The organism is Algorimicrobium bowmanii, assembly GCF_054031195.1.
On the sequence record NZ_CM132929.1, the window covers coordinates 416768 to 437343 of the forward strand.

The following is a 20576-nucleotide window of genomic DNA, read 5'->3' on the forward strand; positions in this document are numbered from 1 at the left end:
TAATTTTTAAAGGCTCAATTAATGAGCGCGGCTTTATTTTTTGTTACGTAATGCCACAAAATTACATTTTTTTCATTTTAAATTTTAATAATTTGAAGAGAATATTAGTAATTTACAAAATCAGTTTAACTCATAGCCGTAATTTTTCGCCTATATATGATTTCAAAATTCTTTAGAAAAGCAACACCTATCCATTTAGCGGTCATCTCCGTGGTACTTTTGGTGGGTTTTGTGCTTGCTAAACTAAAAATGCGCCCAGAATTAACGCTTGTTTTTGCATTAAAACAATTGACCGTATTTGCAGCTTGTCTTTTTACGATTTTTGTATTCGATTTTCTAACTATAAAGAATAAACTAACCCAGAAAAATAGCTATAACCTTCTTTTTTATGGCTTATTTATGGTGTTAATGAGTCATGTGTTTTTGAATACAAAGTTAATTTTTGCTAACTTTTTTATCCTTTTAGCTTTAAGACGTATCGTAAGTTTACGTTCACAAAAAGACCAAAAGAAGAAAATACTAGATGCCACTATATGGATTAGTTTGGCAACCTTACTCTATTTTTGGAGTATTTTATTTTTCGTTGTTTTGTTTGCTGCCTTGCTTTTTTATGCCATAACCGAAGTGAAAAATTGGCTTATTCCATTCATTGGTGTGGTTATGGTTGCGGTTATAGTTTATGCTATTCTTATTGTTTTTGGTATAGATGCAACACAGTATGTGAATAATTTTGGTTTTGGTAGAAGTTTCGACTTTACACCGTTAAATAATAGATCTGTTATTATTGCTGCTACCATTTACTTTTCATACTTTATTTGGTCGCTGTTTTACTACCTATTAAATATAAAAAACAAGTCTAAAAGCTACAGGCCTTCTTATATGTTGGTACTTATTGCTGCTATCGTTGCGCTAGTAATTATAGTTATTGCCCCAGAAAAAACAGGTTCAGAGTTTATTTTTCTAATAGCGCCATTATCGCTAATTGTTACAAACTATGTTGAGCTAATTCCTGAAAAATGGTTTCGTGAGGTTTTGGTTTGGATTTTAATTGTAGCTCCAATAGCGGGTTTACTGTTGTAATTTTTCACCAAAAGCCAAGTCGCCCGCATCTCCTAATCCAGGCATGATATATCCTTTGTCTGTCAATTCTTTATCCACTTTAGCAATCCATAAATGAGTGTCAGAGCCTAAGTGTTTCGACACGTAATCAACGCCTTGTTGTGCTCCAATAACACTTACTAAATGTACCGATTTTGGTGTTCCAAACGGTTTTAAAGCTTCAAAAGTAGCTACCATAGATTGGCCTGTTGCTAACATCGGATCGGCTAAAATAAGTGTTTTACCTTCTAAATTTGGACACGCTAAATACTCGACTATAATTTCAAAACTTTCAGGATTTGTCTTATGATGTCTGTAAGCCGAAATAAAGGCATTTTCAGCTTTATCAAAGTAGTTTAGCAATCCATTATGAAGCGGTACTCCTGCGCGAAGGATGGAACATAATACAATATCATCAGTAGTAATAAACTCGGCAGCCGTACCTAAAGGTGTTTGAACCGTAGTTGATTTATAATTCAGTGATTTGCTTAATTCATAACCTAAAATTTCTCCTACACGCTCAATGTTACGTCTAAATCGCATGGGGTCTTTTTGAATTTCCACATCACGCATTTCAGAAATAAACGTGTTTAAAATTGAATTTTCAAGTGAAATATTATGAATATGCATTTTGTTTTGATTTTGTTTTGAACTGTAAAGTTAATAAATAGGTTTATATTTGTGTTTCAAAATTTTTATATCATGTTTTCAGAAAAAGCCAATACCATATTTCAAGACGTTATAGAAACTTATCACGTTGTTAATACTGTTGATCAACCTTTCAACAATCCTTATGATAAAGATTCTCAAACTTTGGAGCATTTATTGTATCGTAAATGTTGGATTGATACCGTACAATGGCATTATGAAGATATTATTCGCGATCCACAAATTGATCCTGTTGCAGCTTTGAAACTGAAAAGACAAATTGATGGTTCTAACCAAGATCGTACGGATATGGTTGAATATATTGATAGTTATTTTCTTGAAAAATATAAAAATGTAACACCAAAAGCAGATGCTACTATTAACACCGAAAGTCCTGCTTGGGGTGTAGATAGGTTATCTATTTTAGCGCTTAAGGTGTACCATATGCATGAAGAAGCAACGCGTACAGATGCTACTGACGCACATTTAGCTGCGTGTCAAACAAAATTAGATGTCTTATTGGAGCAACGTGTGGATCTATCTACAGCTATTGATACCTTATTAGAAGATATTGAAAAAGGTGATAAATACATGAAAGTGTACAAGCAGATGAAAATGTATAACGACGATGAGTTAAATCCCGTATTACGTTCTCAGAAGTAGTAATCTATTTATTCCAAGCGGTATGAAAATTTGCTAACTATTCATTTTCATGTCGCTTAAATGTGACTATAAAGCCATGTCCAAACCCAAACATATACTCGTTATTCGACTTTCTGCTATGGGAGACGTGGCTATGACAGTTCCTGTGCTTCGTGCATTTACACAACAATATCCACGTGTTAAAATTACAGTATTAACACGTGCATTCTTCGCTCCTTTATTTCGCGATTTAAAAAATGTAACCGTATATCCAGCCGATGTAAAAGGCGTTCATAAAGGATTTATGGGGTTATTTAAATTGTCACGTGAACTAAAAGCTCTAAACTGCGATGCTATTGCCGATTTACACCATATTTTAAGAACAAGGATTTTAAAACTATTTTTAAGTTCAGGTGAGGTAGCCACGATAGATAAAGGAAGAGCAGCTAAAAAACAACTTACCAAAGGCCAATTGTTCCAACAGTTAAAAACTACACACCAGCGTTATGCCGATGTGTTTGAGTCTTTAGGTTTTCCTTTGGATTTAAGTAAGCCAAAGTATCCGTTTCCAGCACCTCTAAATCCACATGTGTCTGGTGTTCTTGGAGTATCAGGAAGAAAACGTATTGGTATTGCACCTTTTGCAGCTCATGATGGTAAAAAGTACCCTCTAGAGCAAATGGAAGAGATTATTAAAGAACTGACTCAAGAGTATCAAGTATTGTTATTTGGTGGAGGAAAAGCGGAGATTGAAATTCTAAACTCTTTTGAATCCGATAGTGTTATTAATATGGCTGGAAAATTATCATTTACTGAAGAATTGGATGTTATTTCCAATTTAGATGTTATGCTTTCTATGGATTCAGGTAATGCGCATTTAGCCGCTATGCTTGGCGTAAAGGTTGTTACTATTTGGGGAGTAACACATCCATTTGCTGGTTTTGCGCCATTTAATCAGCCAGCTGATTATGCTTTAGTAGCAGATAGAAATCAATATCCATTAATTCCAACTTCTATTTACGGTAATAAGTACCCAGAAGGGTATGAATCTGCCGCAGGAAGCGTTGCTGTTGAAACAGTTGTTTCAAAAATAAGAAGCCTTTTAGTATAGTTATACTATTTCCAAAGTATTTTTAATTAGACATCATCAAAATCTACCTTCAAAGTCGGTGTGGTTGGGTGTGCCTGGCAGGTTAAAATTAAGCCTTCGGCAACTTCACTATCGGTTAAAATATTGTTTTGACGCATGGTTGCTTCACCTTCAGTAATTCGGGCTAGACAACTACTGCAAATTCCACCTTGGCAAGAGTAGGGCGCATCTAAATCTTCATCTAAAGCAGCTTCTAAAACCGTTTGCTTTTGGTTCATTTCAAAGGTAGTTTCCTCATCATCAACTACGACTGTTATTTTAGTTTGTCCGTTTGCTACAATTTCTGCTGCAGTGTTTTCGGTTGGCTTTGCCGCTTTAAATAATTCAAAATGAATACGATCTTCCTGAATATTATGTTCTGTTAAAACATCTTTAACAGTATGAATCATGGCTTCTGGTCCACATAAATAAAAAGCGTCAACTTCAATATCTTTATGCTTATTTTTCATGACATAATTAACGGTGCTTTTTTCAATGCGACCAAAAATAGCATCGGTTTCATCGGCTTGACTAAATACAAACTGGATGGTGAAACGGTCTTTATGATTGTGTTGCAAGTCTAATAGTTCATTTAAAAACATCGTATCTTGCGGTGTTTTATTACCATAAACTAAAATAACTTTACTGTTTACTTCTTCTTCTAAAGCACATTTTACAATGCTTAAAACAGGTGTAATTCCACTACCAGCAGCAAATAAACCAATGTTTTTAGTTTTTTTGTCGTTAGGCTCAAAAACAAACCTCCCTTTTGGTGGTGCTACTTCTAATGTGTCACCAACTTTTAAATCATTATTCGCATAGGCTGAAAATTTACCATTGGTAACTTCTTTAACCGCTACTTTTAATTCGCCACTTTTTGGAGATGAACACAGTGAGTAATCACGACGTAATTCTTCGCCGTTTAAGCTAGTTTTCAACGTGATGTATTGTCCCGCTTGAAATTTAAAAACGGACTTTAAATCTGTTGGAACCTCAAAACTAATGGTTACCGATTTGTCTGTTTCTTTATGTAGCTCTTTAACTGAAAGTGTATGGAAATGTGACATAAAAATGATTTTTTACAAAAATAGTGAAGCCTTTGTTTTTAAGCATAGAATTGCTGAAAATAATTTAAATATTTATATACCTAAGATAATTATGTATATATTTGAAGTGTATGGCGAAATCCAATTTATATAAAGGCAGTTTAACAACCATAATATTGAAGCTTTTAAGTGAGCACGATAAAATGTATGGTTATGAGATAACACAAAAGGTAAAAGCACTAACCAAAGGTGAATTGCAAATTACCGAAGGTGCTTTATATCCGTCTCTCCATAAACTAGAAGCCGATGGTTTGTTGGACGTTGAAGTAATGAAAGTTGATAATAGATTACGAAAATATTATAAACTAACAGAAAAAGGGACGACTGAAACAGCTAATAAATTAACTGAATTAGAACAATATATAGCAACGCTTCAAGCTTTGATTAATCCGAAATTAAGTTATTGATTATGGCACTAACACCTGAACAAATTACTGATTTATATGCTTTCACCCGAAAACATTATGTGGAATATTATGATTTACAAACGGAGTTAGTTGATCATATGGCTAATGATATAGAAGTTATCATGTCTGAAAATCCAAAAATAAATTTTGAAGAGGCTCGTGAAACCTCGTTTAAAAAATTCGGCATTTTTGGATTTATGGAAGTGGTAGAACAGCGCCAAAAAGCCATGTCTAAAACCTACATGAAATTACTTTGGAATTACGCTAAAGATTGGTTTAGATTGCCACAAATTATATTAACTACTGCTATTTTTACTGCGCTTTACACTATTTTTTCAAGCGAAATGGGTGGTCTTTTATTTAATGCCTTTTATATTATACTTTGTGTACTTTTATTTATTTCAACCATTTCAATGAATAGAAAAATAAAGAAAAAACGAGAAGCGTCTGAAAAGTTATGGCTTTTGGAAGATCTTATATCCAGAAATGCAGGAATTGGAACTTTAGTAATAGGGCCTCAAATATTCCAGATATTAACACACACGGACAAACTTACAGGGCTAATCCCGTTAATTTGTGCTATAGTTTTTACAGTAGTTATAATTTACACCTATATAACGGTAGTTATTCTTCCAAAAAATGCTACTTTTCATCTTCAAGAAACGTATCCGGAATATAATATGTAACATTTTATATATTTGATACACTTATAAATAACTAAACGCCCAACTAATGAAAACACTACTTTCAATTTTTTTAATGTGTGTAACCCTTACTATGTATGCACAAGATTCAAACGAATTTAAAAATCAAACTATTGAGTTTTTAGAGTTAACAGGAGCAACAACTACTTTTGATGATGCTATTTCTCAAATAGGCGCCATGGTTCCTGAAGAAAATAAGGCTGCTTTTAAAAAAGAAGCTAATGGAACTTTAGAAGGTTTGTTTGGCGATATGGCAGAGCTTTATATGGCAGAATTTACCTTAGATGAGATTAAAGAGTTAACTGCTTTTTACAAAACAGAAGTGGGAAAAAAACTAGCCTCTAAACAAAGTTTAATGACACAAAAAGGAATGGCTTTAGGTCAAAATTGGGGTATGGAAGTTTCTAAGATTGCACAGAAATATAGCGGTACTAACTAATTAAAAACCTAAAAAATTGATTATGATTAAACAGTTTTTAAGTCTCGAATGGAAGCAGTTTAAGCGTGCTTCTTATTTTCAGAAAGGTATTGCGATTAAGATTTTCCTTATTTTAGGTGCTATTTATTTTGGAGGAATTGCCTTGTTTTTGGGAGGTGCTATGTTTTTTATTGCTCGTAAAGCGGTGCCGGATATCGATCCTGTAATAACTATAAACAACTACCTAATTTATTGGTTTTTGTTTGAATTACTTATTCGCTATTTTTTACAGCAATTACCCGTTATGAATGTTAAACCACTCATGACAATTCCTATAAAACGTGATACTGTAATTCATTTTTTACTAGGTAAAACAGCATTGTCGTTTTTTAATTTCCTATCGGTGTTTTTGTTTTTACCATTTTCAATTGTATTATTATCTGAAGGTTACCCGGTCTTGAATGTTGTATGTTGGTTCTTGACTGTTTTTTCAATTACCTTAATTATAAATTTCTTAAACTTCCTGATTAATAAAAGTAATACTGTTTTTTACATTGCAGCACCTTTATTTCTTGGTTTAATAGCGTTGGAATTTTATGGTGTTTTTGCAGTGTCTAAACCTATAGGTGTGGCATTTAACGCTTTGTATAGTTATCCAAGTTTGTTAGTTGTTCCTGTTGCTTTGCTAGTCCTCTTATATAAGTTGAATTTTAAGTTTATTAAAAAAGGGTTTTATTTGGATGATGCCGTATCTAAAAAGGTAAAAGTAGTGGAAGCTACAGATTTATCTTGGTTTGATAGATTTGGAAGTATAGCACCATTTTTAAAGAATGATATTAAATTAATTTGGAGAAACGCCAGACCAAAACAAACCATGATGATGTCTTTTGCGTTCTTATTTTATGGCTTAATATTCTATACACAGGATTCGTACAAAGAAATGCCAGCTATTTTAGCATTTGCCTCTATATTTATAACAGGTGGTTTTTTAATGACCTTTGGTCAATTAGTGCCATCTTGGGATAGTGAATACTATAAAATGTTAATGAGCCAGAACATTCCATACCGTCAATATTTAGAATCTAAATGGTATTTAATGGTGGTAGCTGTTACAATCTCATTTGTTTTAAGTGTGCCTTATATTTATTTTGGTTGGGACATTTTTGGAATGATAGCTGCTGGCGCCTTGTTTAATATTGGGTTAAATTCGTTTATAACCTTGTTTGGCGGTGCCTTAAATAGAATGCCAGTAGAATTAAATACCAAAGCTAAAGCGTTTGGTAATACCAATGGGTTTAACCCAACCCAGATGCTTATTGCTCTACCTAAAATGTTGCTTCCTATGGGCTTGTTTTATGTTCCGTATAAGCTTGTTAATTTCGAAACAGGCATTATTGTGTTAGGCTTAAGTGGTGTGTTAGGTATTGTTTTGAAAAACTATTTTTTAAAGCAAATTGAAAACATTTACCAAAATGGAAAGTATAAAACCATTGCCGCTTATGGCGAAAAAAAATAATCACTCATTTCTAATTTCAATTACCCATGATAATTACATCTAATCTTTCAAAAAAATATAACGGCAATCAAGTTTTAAATATCTCTTCATTGGATATTCCTAAAGGTCAAAGTTTTGGTTTGGTAGGAAATAATGGAGCAGGAAAAACAACTTATTTTAGTTTATTATTGGATTTAATACAGCCTACAACTGGCTATATTAAAAATAATAATGTTTTAGTAAATGAAAGCGAAGACTGGAAGCCGTTTACAGCTGCTTTTATAGATGAAAGTTTTCTTATAGGCTATTTAACAGCAGAAGAATACTTCTATTTTATAGGTGAGTTACGAGGTCAGAATAAAGCTGATGTGGATAAATTAGTTTCACAATTTGAGGACTTTTTCCATGGCGAAATATTGAATCAAAAAAAATACTTGCGTGATTTAAGTAAAGGAAATCAAAAGAAAGCTGGTATTATAGCTGCATTAATAGGGAACCCTGAAGTTATTATCTTAGATGAACCATTCGCTAATTTAGATCCGACTACTCAAATACGATTAAAAAGTATTATTAAAGATTTGGCAGAAACAAAAGGCGTTACTGTTTTAATTTCTAGTCATGATTTATTGCATGTTACAGATGTTTGTGAGCGTATTGTTGTTTTAGAAAAAGGCGAGGTTGTTAAGGATTTACAAACAAGCCCAGCAACATTAAAAGAGCTTGAAGCGCATTTTGCCGGTACAGAAACTGTTTAAAAGTATAAGCTTTTATTACAATTATTCAAAAAGATGCTTATTTTTACGCCAATACATAATATATATAGCTGTTTTTAGTTATGTATAATCAAACACGATCAACGTTGAAGACCGCTTTTAGAATTATCATATTTCTTTTTAGTATTACACTTGTAATAACCAGTTGTTCACGTAAAAAAGATTCTTTTTTAAGTCGCAATATGCATGCGATGTCTACAAAATATAACATACTTTATAATGGTTATCTAGCCTTAGAAACCGGACAGAAGAGTGTTAATGACGCTTACGATGATAACTATTGGGAGATTTTACCCATAGAACGTATGCAGGTATCCGAAGAGGTGATGCTACCGGGGCAAAATAAAAATCAAGATTTTGAACGTGCCGAAGAGAAAGCAATCAAGGCTATCCAAAAGCATGGGATGAATATTAAAGGGAAAGAAAAAAACCCGCAAATTGATGAAGCCTACCTCTTGTTAGGTAAAGCTCGTTATTTCGATCAGCGTTTTGTTCCTGCGTTACAGGCTTTCAATTATATTCTATACAAATACCCTGCAAGTGATAAAATTAATCAGGCTAAAATTTGGCGTGAAAAAACTAATATTAGGTTAGAAAATGACGAGTTAGCAATTACCAACTTAAAACGGTTGTTGTTTCAAGAAGAGTTAGAAGGACAGGATCTTGCCGATGCAACATCTATGTTGGCGCAAGCTTATATTAATACAAAATCTTTAGACAGTGCTGTTTGGCAATTAAAAACCGCTACCGAAGCTACAAAAAGTAATGAGGAACGTGGCAGATATTATTTTATACAAGCGCAACTCTATAACCGATTAGAACTAAAAGACAGTGCTAATATAGCATTCGATAAGGTGATTGATTTAAATCGAAAAACACCGCGTCCTTATCGTATAGCAGCATACGTAGGAAAAGCCCGTAATTTTGATTTTGATGAAGGCGATAAGCAGGCCCTTATTACTTTACTTTACGAATTGGAAGACGATCGTGAAAATAGACCGTTTTTAAGTAAAATATATTATCAAATAGGACAATATCATCTAAAAAATAATGCCGATTCTTTAGCTGTAGAGTATTATAACAAATCCTTGCGAACCAACCCAACCGATAGGATATTGGTTTCAAAAGATTATGAAAATCTAGGTGATATATTTTTCGATTATACCGAGTATAAAATAGCCGGAGCATATTATGACAGTACTATGCGTAATATGAAAAAGAACAGCAAACCTTACCGAGTTATAAAGCGTAAGCGTGATAATTTGGAGGATGTTATTTTATACGAAGATATTGCTATTGCTAACGATAGTATTTTAAATTTAGTAGCCATGTCAGATAATGAGCGTACCGCTTATTTTGAAGACTATACACAAACGTTAAAACTAGCTGCAGAAGCAGAAAAAGAACGTTTGGCTGAATTAGAGCGCAATCAAGGTCTTATTCAAGCAAATGCCGGTGCTTTTGATAATGGTAATTCCTTTATAAAGCAAGCAGGAGGTCCAGCTGCAGGTGCTGCTTCGGAGTTTTATTTTTATAACTCTAATACTGTAGCTTATGGAAAAAATCAGTTTATTAAAAATTGGGGAGATAGAGAGTTAAAAGACAATTGGCGATGGGCTAGTATTACTAAATCTACAACCAATACTATTACAGATGAATTGGTAGAAGCTGAGGCTGAAAACGAATTATTCGACCCTGAGTTTTATTTAGCTCAAATCCCTAGCGATTTACAGGTTATTGATAGTCTTTCTAGAGAGCGCAACCGTGCATATTACCAATTGGGACTTATCTATAAAGAGAAATTTAAGGAATATGAATTGTCGAAAGATAAATTTCAAACGTTATTGAGTTTTAATCCTAATGAGAAATTAGTAGTACCAACTAAATACAATTTATATAAAATATATGTTTTAGAAGGTCAAGATGCAGAAGCTGAAATAGCTAAAAATGATATTATAACTAATTACCCAGAATCACGATATGCCGCTATCTTACAGAATCCAGATTCAGCTTTAGCTAAAGATGCTGGTAGTCCGCAAAGTGTTTATGAGAAATTATATGACGATTTATTAAATCAGAAATATCAAAAAGTTATAGAAGAGTCAGATACGGCAATTTCTATGTTTGAAGGAGATGTAATGGTGCCAAAGTTCGAACTGCTAAAAGCGCAGGCAACCGGACGTTTGTATGGTTATGATGCCTACAGTAAGGCTGTAAACTTTGTGGCTTATAATTATGCTAATACTGAAGAAGGTGCGCAAGCTCAGAGTATTGCTAATAATTTGTTGCCTAAGATTAGCAGTTCTGAATTTGTAGATAATCCTGAAGAGCATAAGTATAAAGTGGTTTATTATTTTAATGCCAATAACGAAACAGAAATAGCAGAATTTGTCAAAAAACTTGAAGCAGAAATCAAGCAAGTTAATGTGTTCGATTTAACAATTTCTGTAGATGTGTATACACCGGAAACGACGTTTGTTTTAGTGCATGGATTAACAAGTAAAGAAGGCGCATCGGGTTATGCAGCATCTTTAGAAGAAAAGAAGAAAGGTAAAATAAAACAGCAACATTTTGCTATTTCCTCATCCAATTATGCAACGCTTCAAATTCATAAAAATATGGATGCCTATTTAAAGCAGACAGATACGCCCTAAAAATATTAGCATGTTTTCAGAAAATAAAAAAAGTAAATCGAGTTTTGAAAATTCATCCAATCAAAATTTAATAGCCCAAGGTACGCGTATTGTTGGCGATTTAGAAAGTGATGGAGATTTCAGAATCGATGGTACGGTAGAAGGTACTATTAAAACTGCTGGAAAAATTGTGGTTGGAAAGTCGGGTTTTGTTAGTGGAACTATAGTTGGTACCGATGCTTATTTTGAAGGAAAGTTTTCTGGTACTTTAAGTATCACAGGAATTCTAACTCTAAAAAGTACCGCAGTTATAGAAGGCGATGTAACGCTTGGTAAATTGGCAGTAGAGCCAGGAGCAACATTCAATGTTAATTGTACGATGAATAGTGCTAAAAAAAAAACAAACACACATGAGCGTAAACAAACCCAACAAAAAGAAGCCCAAGCAACTTAATAAATATATTCGGTTTACATCTATTGCTCTACAAATGGGGTTAACTATATATTTAGGAAGTAAGTTAGGCGCCTGGTTAGATGTTCAGTTTGAAAATTCCAACCAATTATACTATAAAATTATAACCTTAGTAGCTGTTTTTGTAGCTATGTTTTCAGTAATATTTCAAGTTTTAAAAATAACAAAAGACAACCCAGATGATTAAACGCATAATTTTTGTACTACTTGCCGTATTGTTATTATTTGTATCCAGTTACTTTGTCCACGAAAGTTTAATACAAACAACATTAAGCTTTTCTTTATTTCAAGTCTATCTTTTTCATGCCATTTCAGTGGCTGTTGTGTATATAATAGTAGAATTTGTAGCTGAAAATTTACCCGCCCAAGCAGGTTATACTTATCTTATGCTTATGTGTTTTAAAATAGGTGCATTTCTGTTGATCTTCAAAGATGCCATATTTGAAAGTGATACTTTAACCCAATCAGAACGGGTGGCAATCGTTATTCCATTATTTATTTTTCTAACCACCGAAGCTATTGCTGTTGCAAAGTTGTTAAATAGCAAATAGTTACAAAAGTTAAGCCTCATTATTTTTATTTTTTTTCAAACAACAAAAACTAAAAGAAAAAAGGGGTTTGGTTTTTTAAATTATTACGTACATTTGCACAAAATTTAGGAAAGCATAAATTTCATTATTTAGAAAAAATATGATGGTAGCAACAAAATCTATCAAGTTTTTAGTAGTATTCGTTTTAGCACTTACTTCTTTTTCAGCTTTTGCTCAAGATGATGCTGTTGAAAATAATCTAGTGGATTCACCTGAAGAGATTCGTGCGTATATAGCGCATCACCTTAAGGATTCTCACGATTTTCACCTGTATACAGATAACGAAACTGGTAAGCATTATAGCTTTCCATTGCCGGTAATTGTTTGGACAAGTAATGGTTTAAAGACATTTATGTCTTCTGCATTTCACCATGATGATAATGGTAATGTTGTTGTAGAGAAAGGTGATACAAGACTTGTAAAGTATCATTCTAAAATTTACGAATTAGAAAACGGTGCAACTGCACTTAGTTTTGATGAAACACATCACCCAACTAACGGTCATAAAGTATTAGACTTCTCAATTACTAAAAGTGTATTTGGGATGATTTTAGCAGGTCTTTTAATGTTGCTAGGATTTGGCATGTTGGCTAGAGGTTATAAAAAAGGAAATACGATACCAAAAGGATTTTCTAGAGTATTAGAGCCTTTAGTAATATATGTACGTGATGAGATAGCAAGACCAAACATTGGTGAAAAGAAGTACCGTAAGTTTATGGGCTTTTTATTAACTGTGTTTTTCTTTATCTGGATCTTAAATATATTAGGATTAACACCTTTAGGGTTTAACGTTACAGGACAAATTGCAGTAACAGCATGTTTAGCAATTTTCACGATGATTATATATATGGTAAGTGGAACAAAAGATTTTTGGGCACATACATTATGGATGCCAGGTGTACCGTATATATTACGTCCAATTCTTGCTATTATTGAATTAGTAGGATTTGTAATTATCAAGCCGTTCTCATTATTAGTGCGTTTATTTGCAAACATTACAGCGGGTCACTTTGTAGTGATGAGTTTAATGGCTTTAATGATTACTATGAAAGACGCCTTTGGTCCAGTAGCATCAACAGGGATGTCTTTAGTGTTGTCATTGTTTATCATGTTTATTGAGATTTTAGTAGCTTTCTTACAGGCCTTTATTTTTACCATGTTATCATCGTTATTTATTGGTATGGCTGTAGAAGAGCACGATGATCACCATTAAAAAAGTTAGAACGCTAATTTATTAGCATTCATTATAAGGCGAAAACGATAGCTTGTATGTCGTAATAGCTGAAAAGAAGAATTTGTTTAATTAATATTTATAAAACCAAATTAGTATGTACAATTTAATTGGAGCAGGATTAATCGTAATCGGTGGTGGTATCGGTCTAGGTCAAATCGGTGGAAAAGCAATGGAATCTATTGCTCGTCAACCAGAAGCAGCTGGAAAGATCCAAACTGCAATGATCATCATTGGAGCCTTATTAGAAGGTTTAGCATTCGGTGCATTAATCTTAGGAGCATAATCCTAAAAACAAAAAGAAACAGTTTTCTGCAACGGTTGGTTGCAGAAACTGTTTTAAATTAAACAAAAACAAAATTTAAGTAATCTATATAGAATGGAAACTTTATTAAATGATTTTTCGGTAGGCTTATTTTTTATGCAAGCTATTATCTTATTAATAATTATCTTATTAATGAGAAAATTTGCTTGGAAGCCAATTTTAGACTCTTTACAAACACGTGAAGATGGTATTCAAGACGCATTAGATTCTGCTGCTAAGGCAAAATTAGAAATGGAGAACTTAACGGCTTCTAACGAAAAATTACTTCAAGATGCACGTTTAGAAAGAGAAGCAATGCTTAAAGAAGCTCGTGAGATGAAAGATCAAATGATTTCTGATGCTAAAGAAGAAGCACAAACACAAGCAAATGCTATTATAGAGCAAGCTCAAGTAGCTATTGAAAATGAAAAGTCAGCAGCTATTGCAGCATTAAAAACTCAAGTAGCTACATTATCAATTGATATTGCTGAGAAAGTAGTACGTGAAGAATTATCTAGCAAAGACAAGCAAATGAAATTGGTTGAGTCTATGTTAGGTGAAGCAACTTTAAATTAAGTATAAACTAAAAAAAGCGTTTATTTGTTGATAGTAAGTTCAACAGATAAAGTTTAATCAAGCTATGGCAGGAACAAGAGCAGCAATACGTTATGCAAAAGCAGTATTAAGTTTAGCAACCGAAAAACAGGTTGCCGAAGCTATAAATACAGATATGGTTTTAATTGCCAAAACCTTAAAAGCTAATTCAGAATTACAAGAGGCAATTAATAATGCCGTAATTAAATCGGAAGCTAAAAAAGCTATCTTACTACAAGTATTTCCTGATGTAAATGCAATGGTAGTAGAGCTTTTTAAAGTTTTAGATGCAAACAAGCGTTTAGATCTTATTGAAGCCGTAGCAGTAAAATATACAGAGTTATTCGATATTCAAAATGGTAAAGAAACAGCAGTAGTAACTACAGCTGTGCCTATTACTTCAGATGTTGAAACTAAAGTGTTAGCTAAAATTAAAGAGTTAACTAATAAAGCCGTAACGGTTAAAAATATCGTAGATGAAAGCATTTTAGGTGGTTTCATATTACGCGTTGGTGATATTCAATACAATGCAAGTATTGCTAACAAATTAGATAAGTTAAAAAGAGAATTTACAATAAATTAAAATAGTTAGATTAGGTATTCATATCTAAAAATCTAACGTCTAATATCTAAATAAAGATGGCAGAAGTAAAACCAGCTGAAATATCAGCAATCTTAAAACAACAACTTTCAAATTTTGAAGCAGGTGCTTCATTAGACGAAGTAGGTACCGTATTAACTGTTGGTGATGGTATTGTACGTGCTTACGGACTTTCAAATGCACAATACGGAGAATTAGTAGAATTCGACGGTGGATTAGAAGGTATTGTACTTAATCTTGAAGAAGATAACGTAGGTGTCGTATTACTAGGACCTTCAGTAGGTGTTAGAGAAGGATCAACTGTTAAACGTACTGGACGTATTGCATCTATTAATGTAGGTGAAGGTATTGTTGGTCGTGTTGTTGATACATTAGGAACTCCTATTGATGGTAAAGGACCAATTTCAGGTGAGACTTACCAAATGCCTTTAGAGCGTAAAGCGCCAGGTGTTATTTATCGTGAGCCAGTAACAGAACCATTACAAACAGGTATCAAATCTATTGATGCTATGATTCCTGTAGGTCGTGGTCAACGTGAGTTAGTAATTGGTGACCGTCAGACTGGTAAAACTACGGTTTGTATTGATGCTATTTTAAATCAAAAAGAATTTTACGATGCAGGTAACCCTGTATACTGTATATATGTTGCCGTTGGACAAAAAGCTTCAACAGTAGCAAATATTGCTAAAACATTAGAAGAAAAAGGCGCATTAGCTTACACAACTATCGTTGCAGCTAACGCTTCTGATCCTGCTCCAATGCAAGTATACGCACCAATGGCCGGTGCTGCAATTGGTGAGTACTTTAGAGATACTGGTAGACCAGCCTTAATAGTATTTGATGATTTATCAAAACAAGCGGTTGCTTACCGTGAGGTATCTTTATTATTACGTCGTCCACCAGGACGTGAGGCGTATCCAGGTGATGTATTTTACTTACACTCTCGTTTATTAGAGCGTTCAGCTAAAGTTATTAATAATGACGAAATTGCTAAAGAAATGAATGACTTACCAGAGTCATTAAAACCAATTGTAAAAGGTGGTGGTTCTTTAACAGCTTTACCAATTATTGAAACACAAGCAGGTGACGTATCAGCATATATCCCAACTAACGTAATTTCTATTACTGATGGTCAGATTTTCTTAGATGGTGATTTATTTAACTCTGGTGTACGTCCAGCTATTAACGTAGGTATTTCTGTATCTCGTGTTGGTGGTAATGCACAGATTAAATCAATGAAAAAAGTATCTGGTACTTTAAAACTAGATCAAGCACAGTTCCGTGAATTAGAAGCTTTCGCTAAGTTTGGTTCTGATTTAGATGCTGTAACATTAAACGTAATTAATAAAGGTAAACGTAACGTTGAGATCTTAAAGCAAGGTCAAAATGATCCGTATACTGTAGAAGACCAAGTTGCAATTATTTATGCAGGTTCTAAAAACTTATTAAAAGACGTACCAGTAGAGAAAGTAAAAGAATTCGAACGTGATTACTTAGAATTTTTAAGAGCGAAACATAGTGATGTTTTAGCAACTCTTAAAGCAGGTAAATTAACTGATGAAGTTACAGATACCTTAACGGTAGTAGCTAAAGAATTATCAGCAAAATATAGCGCATAATTAGCATTCCCGCGAAAGCGGGAATCCTAAATTATAAAGTTCAATTAACTAGGTTCCGGCATTTATTCGGAAAGATAAAAGTAGATTATGGCTAATCTTAAAGAAATACGTAACAGAATAACATCCGTATCTTCAACGATGCAGATTACCAGTGCTATGAAAATGGTATCGGCTGCTAAACTAAAGAAGGCACAAGATGCTATTACAGCTATGAGACCTTATTCAGATAAGTTAACGCAGCTTTTACAAGATTTAAGCGCAACTTTAGATGCTGATTCTGGAAGTAAATTTTCAGAACAACGTGAGGTTAACAATGTACTAATTGTAGCTATTACTTCTAATAGAGGTTTATGTGGTGCTTTTAATTCTAATATTATAAAAGCAGTAAACAAACTGACTACCGAAAAATATGCTAACAAGTCTGTTTCTTATGTAGCAGTAGGTAAAAAAGCAAATGATGCTTTCAAAAAAACAGGTCAAGTTATTGCTGATAAAAGTGATATTTTTGATGACTTAACTTTTGAAAACGTATCTGATTTAGCAGAAATGTTAATGAGTGAATTTGTTAATGAAACTTATGATAAAATTGAAATTGTTTATAACAAGTTCAAAAATGCAGCTACACAAGAAGTTATCATAGAGCAATTTTTACCAATTGTACCTATTGAAAAAGATGATTCTGTATCTTTAGAATATATCTTTGAGCCTTCAAAAATTGAAATAGTTGAAGAATTAATTCCTAAGTCTTTAAAAACACAATTGTTTAAAGGTATTAGAGATTCATTTGCATCTGAGCACGGTGCGCGTATGACTGCTATGCATAAAGCAACAGATAACGCTACTGAACTAAGAGATCAACTTAAATTAACATACAATAAAGCACGTCAAGCTGCTATTACCAATGAAATCTTAGAGATTGTTGGTGGTGCAGAAGCTCTAAATAATTAATTTTAGACATCATTCTAAAGTTTTAAAATACAAAAGGCCTTTCTATAGTTTAGACGGGTCTTTTTTTATTTATACATCATAATATCTAATGATATTTAAAGTGAAATTCTAAATACCTCAAATTCATAGCCAAACATTTTTATAGGTGTTGGTAATTCAATACATTTAGAGCGTTACATTTACTTTATTTTGGCCGGACTCAAAACACTTTTTAAACAGACTTTTATTTATGGTTTAGCAACGGTTTTACCGCGCATGTTAAGCTTTATTCTTGTGCCTCTTTATACTACAGATGGTGTATTGTCTTCTGTTGCTGAATATGGTCAGATATCTGTTATATTCTCCTATTTTGTACTATTTAATGTGGTACTGGCCTATGGCATGGAGACTGCTTTTTTTCGTTTTTTTAATAAAGATGAAAGTCAGAAAACGGTTATTGGTACATCTGCTATTTCCTTAATAGTATCATCACTTTGTTTTTTTAGTTGTGCCTTATTATTTCAAAACCAAATAGCATATTTTATTGGTATTCAGGTTGCTTATGTTAAGCTGGTTATTTGGATTCTGTTATTAGATGCTTTAGTAATTATTCCTTTTGCCTGGTTACGAGCAACTCAAAGGCCAATCCGTTATGCTATAATTCGTATTTTAACAGTTGCTGTAAACCTAGGGCTTAATCTATTTTTCTTATTAGCATTAGCTGATCTAGCCGAACATTACAATGTGTTTAATGCTATTTATAAGCCAAATTTTGAAATTAATTATATACTGATAGCCAATGTAATATCTAGTGGTGTTGCCCTTGCGTGTATGTTACCATTTTACACAAAAATATCTTATCATTTTAATCTTAAGTTATGGAAAAAAATGATGCGTTATGCATTACCAGTATTAGTTGCTGGTATGGCATTTTCTATAAATGAAGTGTTTGATAGAATTTTGTTAGACTATTTACTTCCTCCTGATATTGCCGAAACCGAAATAGGAATGTATTCTGCTTGCTACAAAATAGCACTTTTTATGACCCTTTTTGCAACAGCTTACCGATTAGGAATAGAGCCTTTCTTTTTTAGTCATGCGAATACCACCAATCCTCAAAAAAACTATGCAAGGATATTAGAGTTCTTTGTCGCAACAGGTTCCGTAATTCTGTTAACAGTCGTAATTTTTGCCGATGTTTTAAAACCTTATATTGTTCGTGGTGAGGCCTATTGGGAAGCCATGTGGATTGTTCCTATAATCTTATTAGCAAATTTCTGTCTAGGTATCTACCACAACCTATCGGTTTGGTATAAAATAACAGATAGAACAAAGTTTGGTGCCTATATCTCTATTATAGGTGCTTTAATAACACTTGTAATTAACCTGATGTTTATCAAAACTTATAGCTATAAAGCGTCTGCAATAGCAACTTTAATAGCTTATGCAGTAATGATGTTATTATCTTATAGTTTGGGACGTAAATACTACCCAATTCCCTATAACCTGAAAAAAATCGGACTCTATTTAGCAATTTCTATTACATTTTCAGTAATATCATTTTACTACTTTAGAGGCAATTTTGCTATAGGTATTCCATTGTTAATTGTATTTTTGGGTATTGTTTATAAATCTGAACAAAAAGAAATTAAGCAACTATTAAAATCATAATATGACTATTAAAATAATCAATAAATCCAACCATGACTTACCGCATTATGAAACGATAGCTTCAGCAGGTATGGATTTACGTGCCAATATATCTGAGCCTGTAACTTTAAAACCCTTAGAACGCACTATTATAAAAACGGGATTGTTTATGGAGTTACCAATAGGTTATGAAGCCCAAGTACGACCACGAAGTGGTTTAGCTGCTAAAAACGGTATAACGGTTTTAAATGCTCCTGGTACTATTGATGCTGATTATCGTGGTGAAATAGGTGTTATACTCGTTAATCTTTCAAATGAAAATTTCACTATTGAAAACGGTGAGCGTGTTGCACAGTTAATTATTGCTAAACATGAACGTGCGGAATGGGAAGCTGTTGATGTATTATCGGATACCGATCGTGGTGCTGGTGGTTTTGGAAGTACCGGCGTTAAATAAAATTAAGTTTAATCTAAAAAAATATCCTTTTTATTAAAAGAGGTTAAAAAAATATGAAAATTATTGTACCAATGGCAGGACGTGGTTCTCGTCTTCGCCCACATAGTTTAACTGTACCTAAACCTTTAATTCCAGTTGCTGGTCAACCTATTGTACACCGTTTGGTAAAAGATATTGTTAAAGTACTTAACCAACCTGTTACAGAAATAGCTTTTGTTTTAGGAGATCCTGCATGGTTTGGTGATGCTGTAGTAGAAAGTTTAAAAGCCTTAGCCGAATCTTTAGGTGCTAAAGCATCTATTTACCGACAAGATCAACCTTTAGGAACAGGACATGCTATTATGAGTGCTCAAGAATCATTATCTGGGCCGGCTGTAATTGCTTATGCTGATACTTTAATTAGAGCAGATTTTAATTTAGATCCAGAAGCAGATGCTGTAATCTGGACTAAAAGAGTTGAAAATCCTCAGGCTTTTGGTGTTGTTAAGCTAAATGAGAAAGAAGAAATTGTTGAGCTTGTTGAAAAACCAGAAACTTTTGTGTCTGATCAAGCTGTGATTGGTATATACTACTTTAAAGATGTTAGCGTTTTAAAAGAGAAGCTTCAAGAAGTTTTAGATGAAAATATCATGAATGGTGGCGAGTACCAAATTAATGATGGTATTAAGCGCATGATGGCCGATGGTAAAGTGTTTAAAACAGGTCAGGTATCCGAATGGATGGATTGCGGAAATAAAGTCGTAACAGTTGAAACAAATACCCGAATGCTTGGGTTTTTAGCAGCCGATGGCGAACAATTAGTTGCCGATGATGTGATATTAGAAAATTCAAACATTATCCAACCTTGTTTTATTGGTAAGAATGTTAAGTTAAAGAATACCACAGTTGGACCAAATGTATCTATTGGTGATGCTTGTGAAATTCAAGATTCAACCGTTAAAAATAGCTTAATTCAGAATCATACCACTATAAAAAATGCTAATTTAGACGAGGCTATGATAGGAAACCATGTTACTTATAATGGTCAGTATACTAAAGTAAGTATTGGTGATTATTCTGTTTTGGAATAAACTTTGCA

23 protein-coding genes are annotated in these 20576 nt (G+C 33.2%); 21 read left to right on the forward strand and 2 right to left on the reverse strand.

Annotated features, from left to right (window positions below):
- Nucleotides 1-156: 156 nt before the first annotated feature.
- Nucleotides 157-1080 carry a DUF6427 family protein gene (locus tag ACW5R3_RS01840; protein WP_456577921.1) on the forward strand — a complete coding sequence of 308 codons (924 nt, stop codon included), beginning with the start codon at nucleotides 157-159 and terminating at the stop codon, nucleotides 1078-1080.
- Here ACW5R3_RS01840 and upp read toward each other — a convergent pair.
- A complete protein-coding gene (gene upp, locus ACW5R3_RS01845; RefSeq protein WP_456577922.1) occupies nucleotides 1069-1728 on the reverse strand; it encodes a uracil phosphoribosyltransferase in 660 nt (219 codons plus the stop codon). The two genes, ACW5R3_RS01840 and upp, sit on opposite strands and share 12 nt — an antisense overlap.
- Before the next feature lie 72 nt (nucleotides 1729-1800).
- Here upp and ACW5R3_RS01850 point away from each other — a divergent pair, with 72 nt between their 5' ends.
- Together ACW5R3_RS01850 and ACW5R3_RS01855 are read left to right on the forward strand one after the other, a co-directional pair.
- A complete protein-coding gene (locus ACW5R3_RS01850; RefSeq protein ID WP_456577923.1) occupies nucleotides 1801-2409 on the forward strand; it encodes a DUF4254 domain-containing protein in 609 nt (202 codons plus the stop codon).
- A 118-nt stretch (nucleotides 2410-2527) separates the two neighbouring features.
- Nucleotides 2528-3499, forward strand: a complete 972-nt coding sequence (locus ACW5R3_RS01855) for a glycosyltransferase family 9 protein (RefSeq protein WP_456578844.1) — start codon at nucleotides 2528-2530, stop codon at nucleotides 3497-3499.
- 26 nt (nucleotides 3500-3525) lie between these two features.
- Here the strand turns inward: ACW5R3_RS01855 and ACW5R3_RS01860 are convergent, their stop codons facing one another.
- Entirely contained in the window at nucleotides 3526-4584 is a 1059-nt protein-coding gene (locus tag ACW5R3_RS01860) for a 2Fe-2S iron-sulfur cluster-binding protein (protein ID WP_456577924.1), read from the reverse strand.
- A gap of 110 nt (nucleotides 4585-4694) precedes the next feature.
- Between ACW5R3_RS01860 and ACW5R3_RS01865 the strand changes: the two genes are divergently transcribed.
- From ACW5R3_RS01865 to ACW5R3_RS01950, 18 genes are all read left to right on the forward strand, one after another.
- Complete coding sequence (locus tag ACW5R3_RS01865; RefSeq protein WP_456577925.1) at nucleotides 4695-5030, forward strand: PadR family transcriptional regulator; 336 nt, start codon at nucleotides 4695-4697, stop codon at nucleotides 5028-5030.
- 2 nt (nucleotides 5031-5032) lie between these two features.
- The gene (locus tag ACW5R3_RS01870) at nucleotides 5033-5716 is read left to right on the forward strand and encodes a hypothetical protein (protein ID WP_456577926.1); all 684 of its coding nucleotides are present in this window, start codon (nucleotides 5033-5035) and stop codon (nucleotides 5714-5716) included.
- A 46-nt stretch (nucleotides 5717-5762) separates the two neighbouring features.
- Nucleotides 5763-6173 carry a DUF2059 domain-containing protein gene (locus ACW5R3_RS01875; protein ID WP_456577927.1) on the forward strand — a complete coding sequence of 137 codons (411 nt, stop codon included), beginning with the start codon at nucleotides 5763-5765 and terminating at the stop codon, nucleotides 6171-6173.
- A 22-nt stretch (nucleotides 6174-6195) separates the two neighbouring features.
- Nucleotides 6196-7668: a DUF5687 family protein gene (locus ACW5R3_RS01880; RefSeq protein WP_456577928.1), complete on the forward strand. Its 1473-nt coding sequence runs from the start codon at nucleotides 6196-6198 to the stop codon at nucleotides 7666-7668.
- 26 nt (nucleotides 7669-7694) lie between these two features.
- Nucleotides 7695-8402, forward strand: a complete 708-nt coding sequence (locus ACW5R3_RS01885; protein WP_456577929.1) for an ABC transporter ATP-binding protein — start codon at nucleotides 7695-7697, stop codon at nucleotides 8400-8402.
- Between the two features lie 80 nt (nucleotides 8403-8482).
- Nucleotides 8483-11074 (forward strand): type IX secretion system periplasmic lipoprotein PorW/SprE, encoded by a 2592-nt coding sequence (gene porW / locus ACW5R3_RS01890; protein WP_456577930.1) that lies wholly within the window; start codon nucleotides 8483-8485, stop codon nucleotides 11072-11074.
- A 10-nt stretch (nucleotides 11075-11084) separates the two neighbouring features.
- Nucleotides 11085-11507, forward strand: a complete 423-nt coding sequence (locus ACW5R3_RS01895) for a bactofilin family protein (RefSeq protein ID WP_456577931.1) — start codon at nucleotides 11085-11087, stop codon at nucleotides 11505-11507.
- On the forward strand, nucleotides 11464-11712 hold the full coding sequence (locus ACW5R3_RS01900; protein ID WP_456577932.1) for an AtpZ/AtpI family protein: 249 nt from the start codon (nucleotides 11464-11466) through the stop codon (nucleotides 11710-11712). The genes ACW5R3_RS01895 and ACW5R3_RS01900 overlap by 44 nt, the downstream gene beginning before the upstream one ends.
- Nucleotides 11705-12076, forward strand: coding sequence for a DUF6168 family protein (locus tag ACW5R3_RS01905; RefSeq protein WP_456577933.1), 372 nt, complete (start codon nucleotides 11705-11707; stop codon nucleotides 12074-12076). Before ACW5R3_RS01900 ends, ACW5R3_RS01905 begins: the two co-directional genes overlap by 8 nt.
- Before the next feature lie 139 nt (nucleotides 12077-12215).
- A complete protein-coding gene (gene atpB / locus ACW5R3_RS01910; RefSeq protein WP_456577934.1) occupies nucleotides 12216-13328 on the forward strand; it encodes a F0F1 ATP synthase subunit A in 1113 nt (370 codons plus the stop codon).
- Between the two features lie 115 nt (nucleotides 13329-13443).
- Entirely contained in the window at nucleotides 13444-13632 is a 189-nt protein-coding gene (gene atpE, locus ACW5R3_RS01915) for an ATP synthase F0 subunit C (protein ID WP_028288795.1), read from the forward strand.
- Nucleotides 13633-13725: 93 nt separating this feature from the next.
- Complete coding sequence (locus ACW5R3_RS01920; RefSeq protein ID WP_456577935.1) at nucleotides 13726-14226, forward strand: F0F1 ATP synthase subunit B; 501 nt, start codon at nucleotides 13726-13728, stop codon at nucleotides 14224-14226.
- 64 nt (nucleotides 14227-14290) lie between these two features.
- Complete coding sequence (atpH, locus tag ACW5R3_RS01925) at nucleotides 14291-14827, forward strand: ATP synthase F1 subunit delta (protein WP_456577936.1); 537 nt, start codon at nucleotides 14291-14293, stop codon at nucleotides 14825-14827.
- 56 nt (nucleotides 14828-14883) lie between these two features.
- Nucleotides 14884-16464 (forward strand): F0F1 ATP synthase subunit alpha, encoded by a 1581-nt coding sequence (atpA, locus tag ACW5R3_RS01930; RefSeq protein WP_456577937.1) that lies wholly within the window; start codon nucleotides 14884-14886, stop codon nucleotides 16462-16464.
- Nucleotides 16465-16551: 87 nt separating this feature from the next.
- Nucleotides 16552-17412 (forward strand): ATP synthase F1 subunit gamma, encoded by an 861-nt coding sequence (gene atpG / locus ACW5R3_RS01935; protein ID WP_456577938.1) that lies wholly within the window; start codon nucleotides 16552-16554, stop codon nucleotides 17410-17412.
- Nucleotides 17413-17601: 189 nt separating this feature from the next.
- A complete protein-coding gene (locus ACW5R3_RS01940) occupies nucleotides 17602-19062 on the forward strand; it encodes an oligosaccharide flippase family protein (RefSeq protein WP_456577939.1) in 1461 nt (486 codons plus the stop codon).
- A 1-nt stretch (nucleotide 19063) separates the two neighbouring features.
- Complete coding sequence (dut, locus tag ACW5R3_RS01945) at nucleotides 19064-19498, forward strand: dUTP diphosphatase (RefSeq protein ID WP_456577940.1); 435 nt, start codon at nucleotides 19064-19066, stop codon at nucleotides 19496-19498.
- A 53-nt stretch (nucleotides 19499-19551) separates the two neighbouring features.
- Nucleotides 19552-20568, forward strand: coding sequence for a sugar phosphate nucleotidyltransferase (locus ACW5R3_RS01950; RefSeq protein ID WP_456577941.1), 1017 nt, complete (start codon nucleotides 19552-19554; stop codon nucleotides 20566-20568).
- Nucleotides 20569-20576 lie beyond the last annotated feature (8 nt).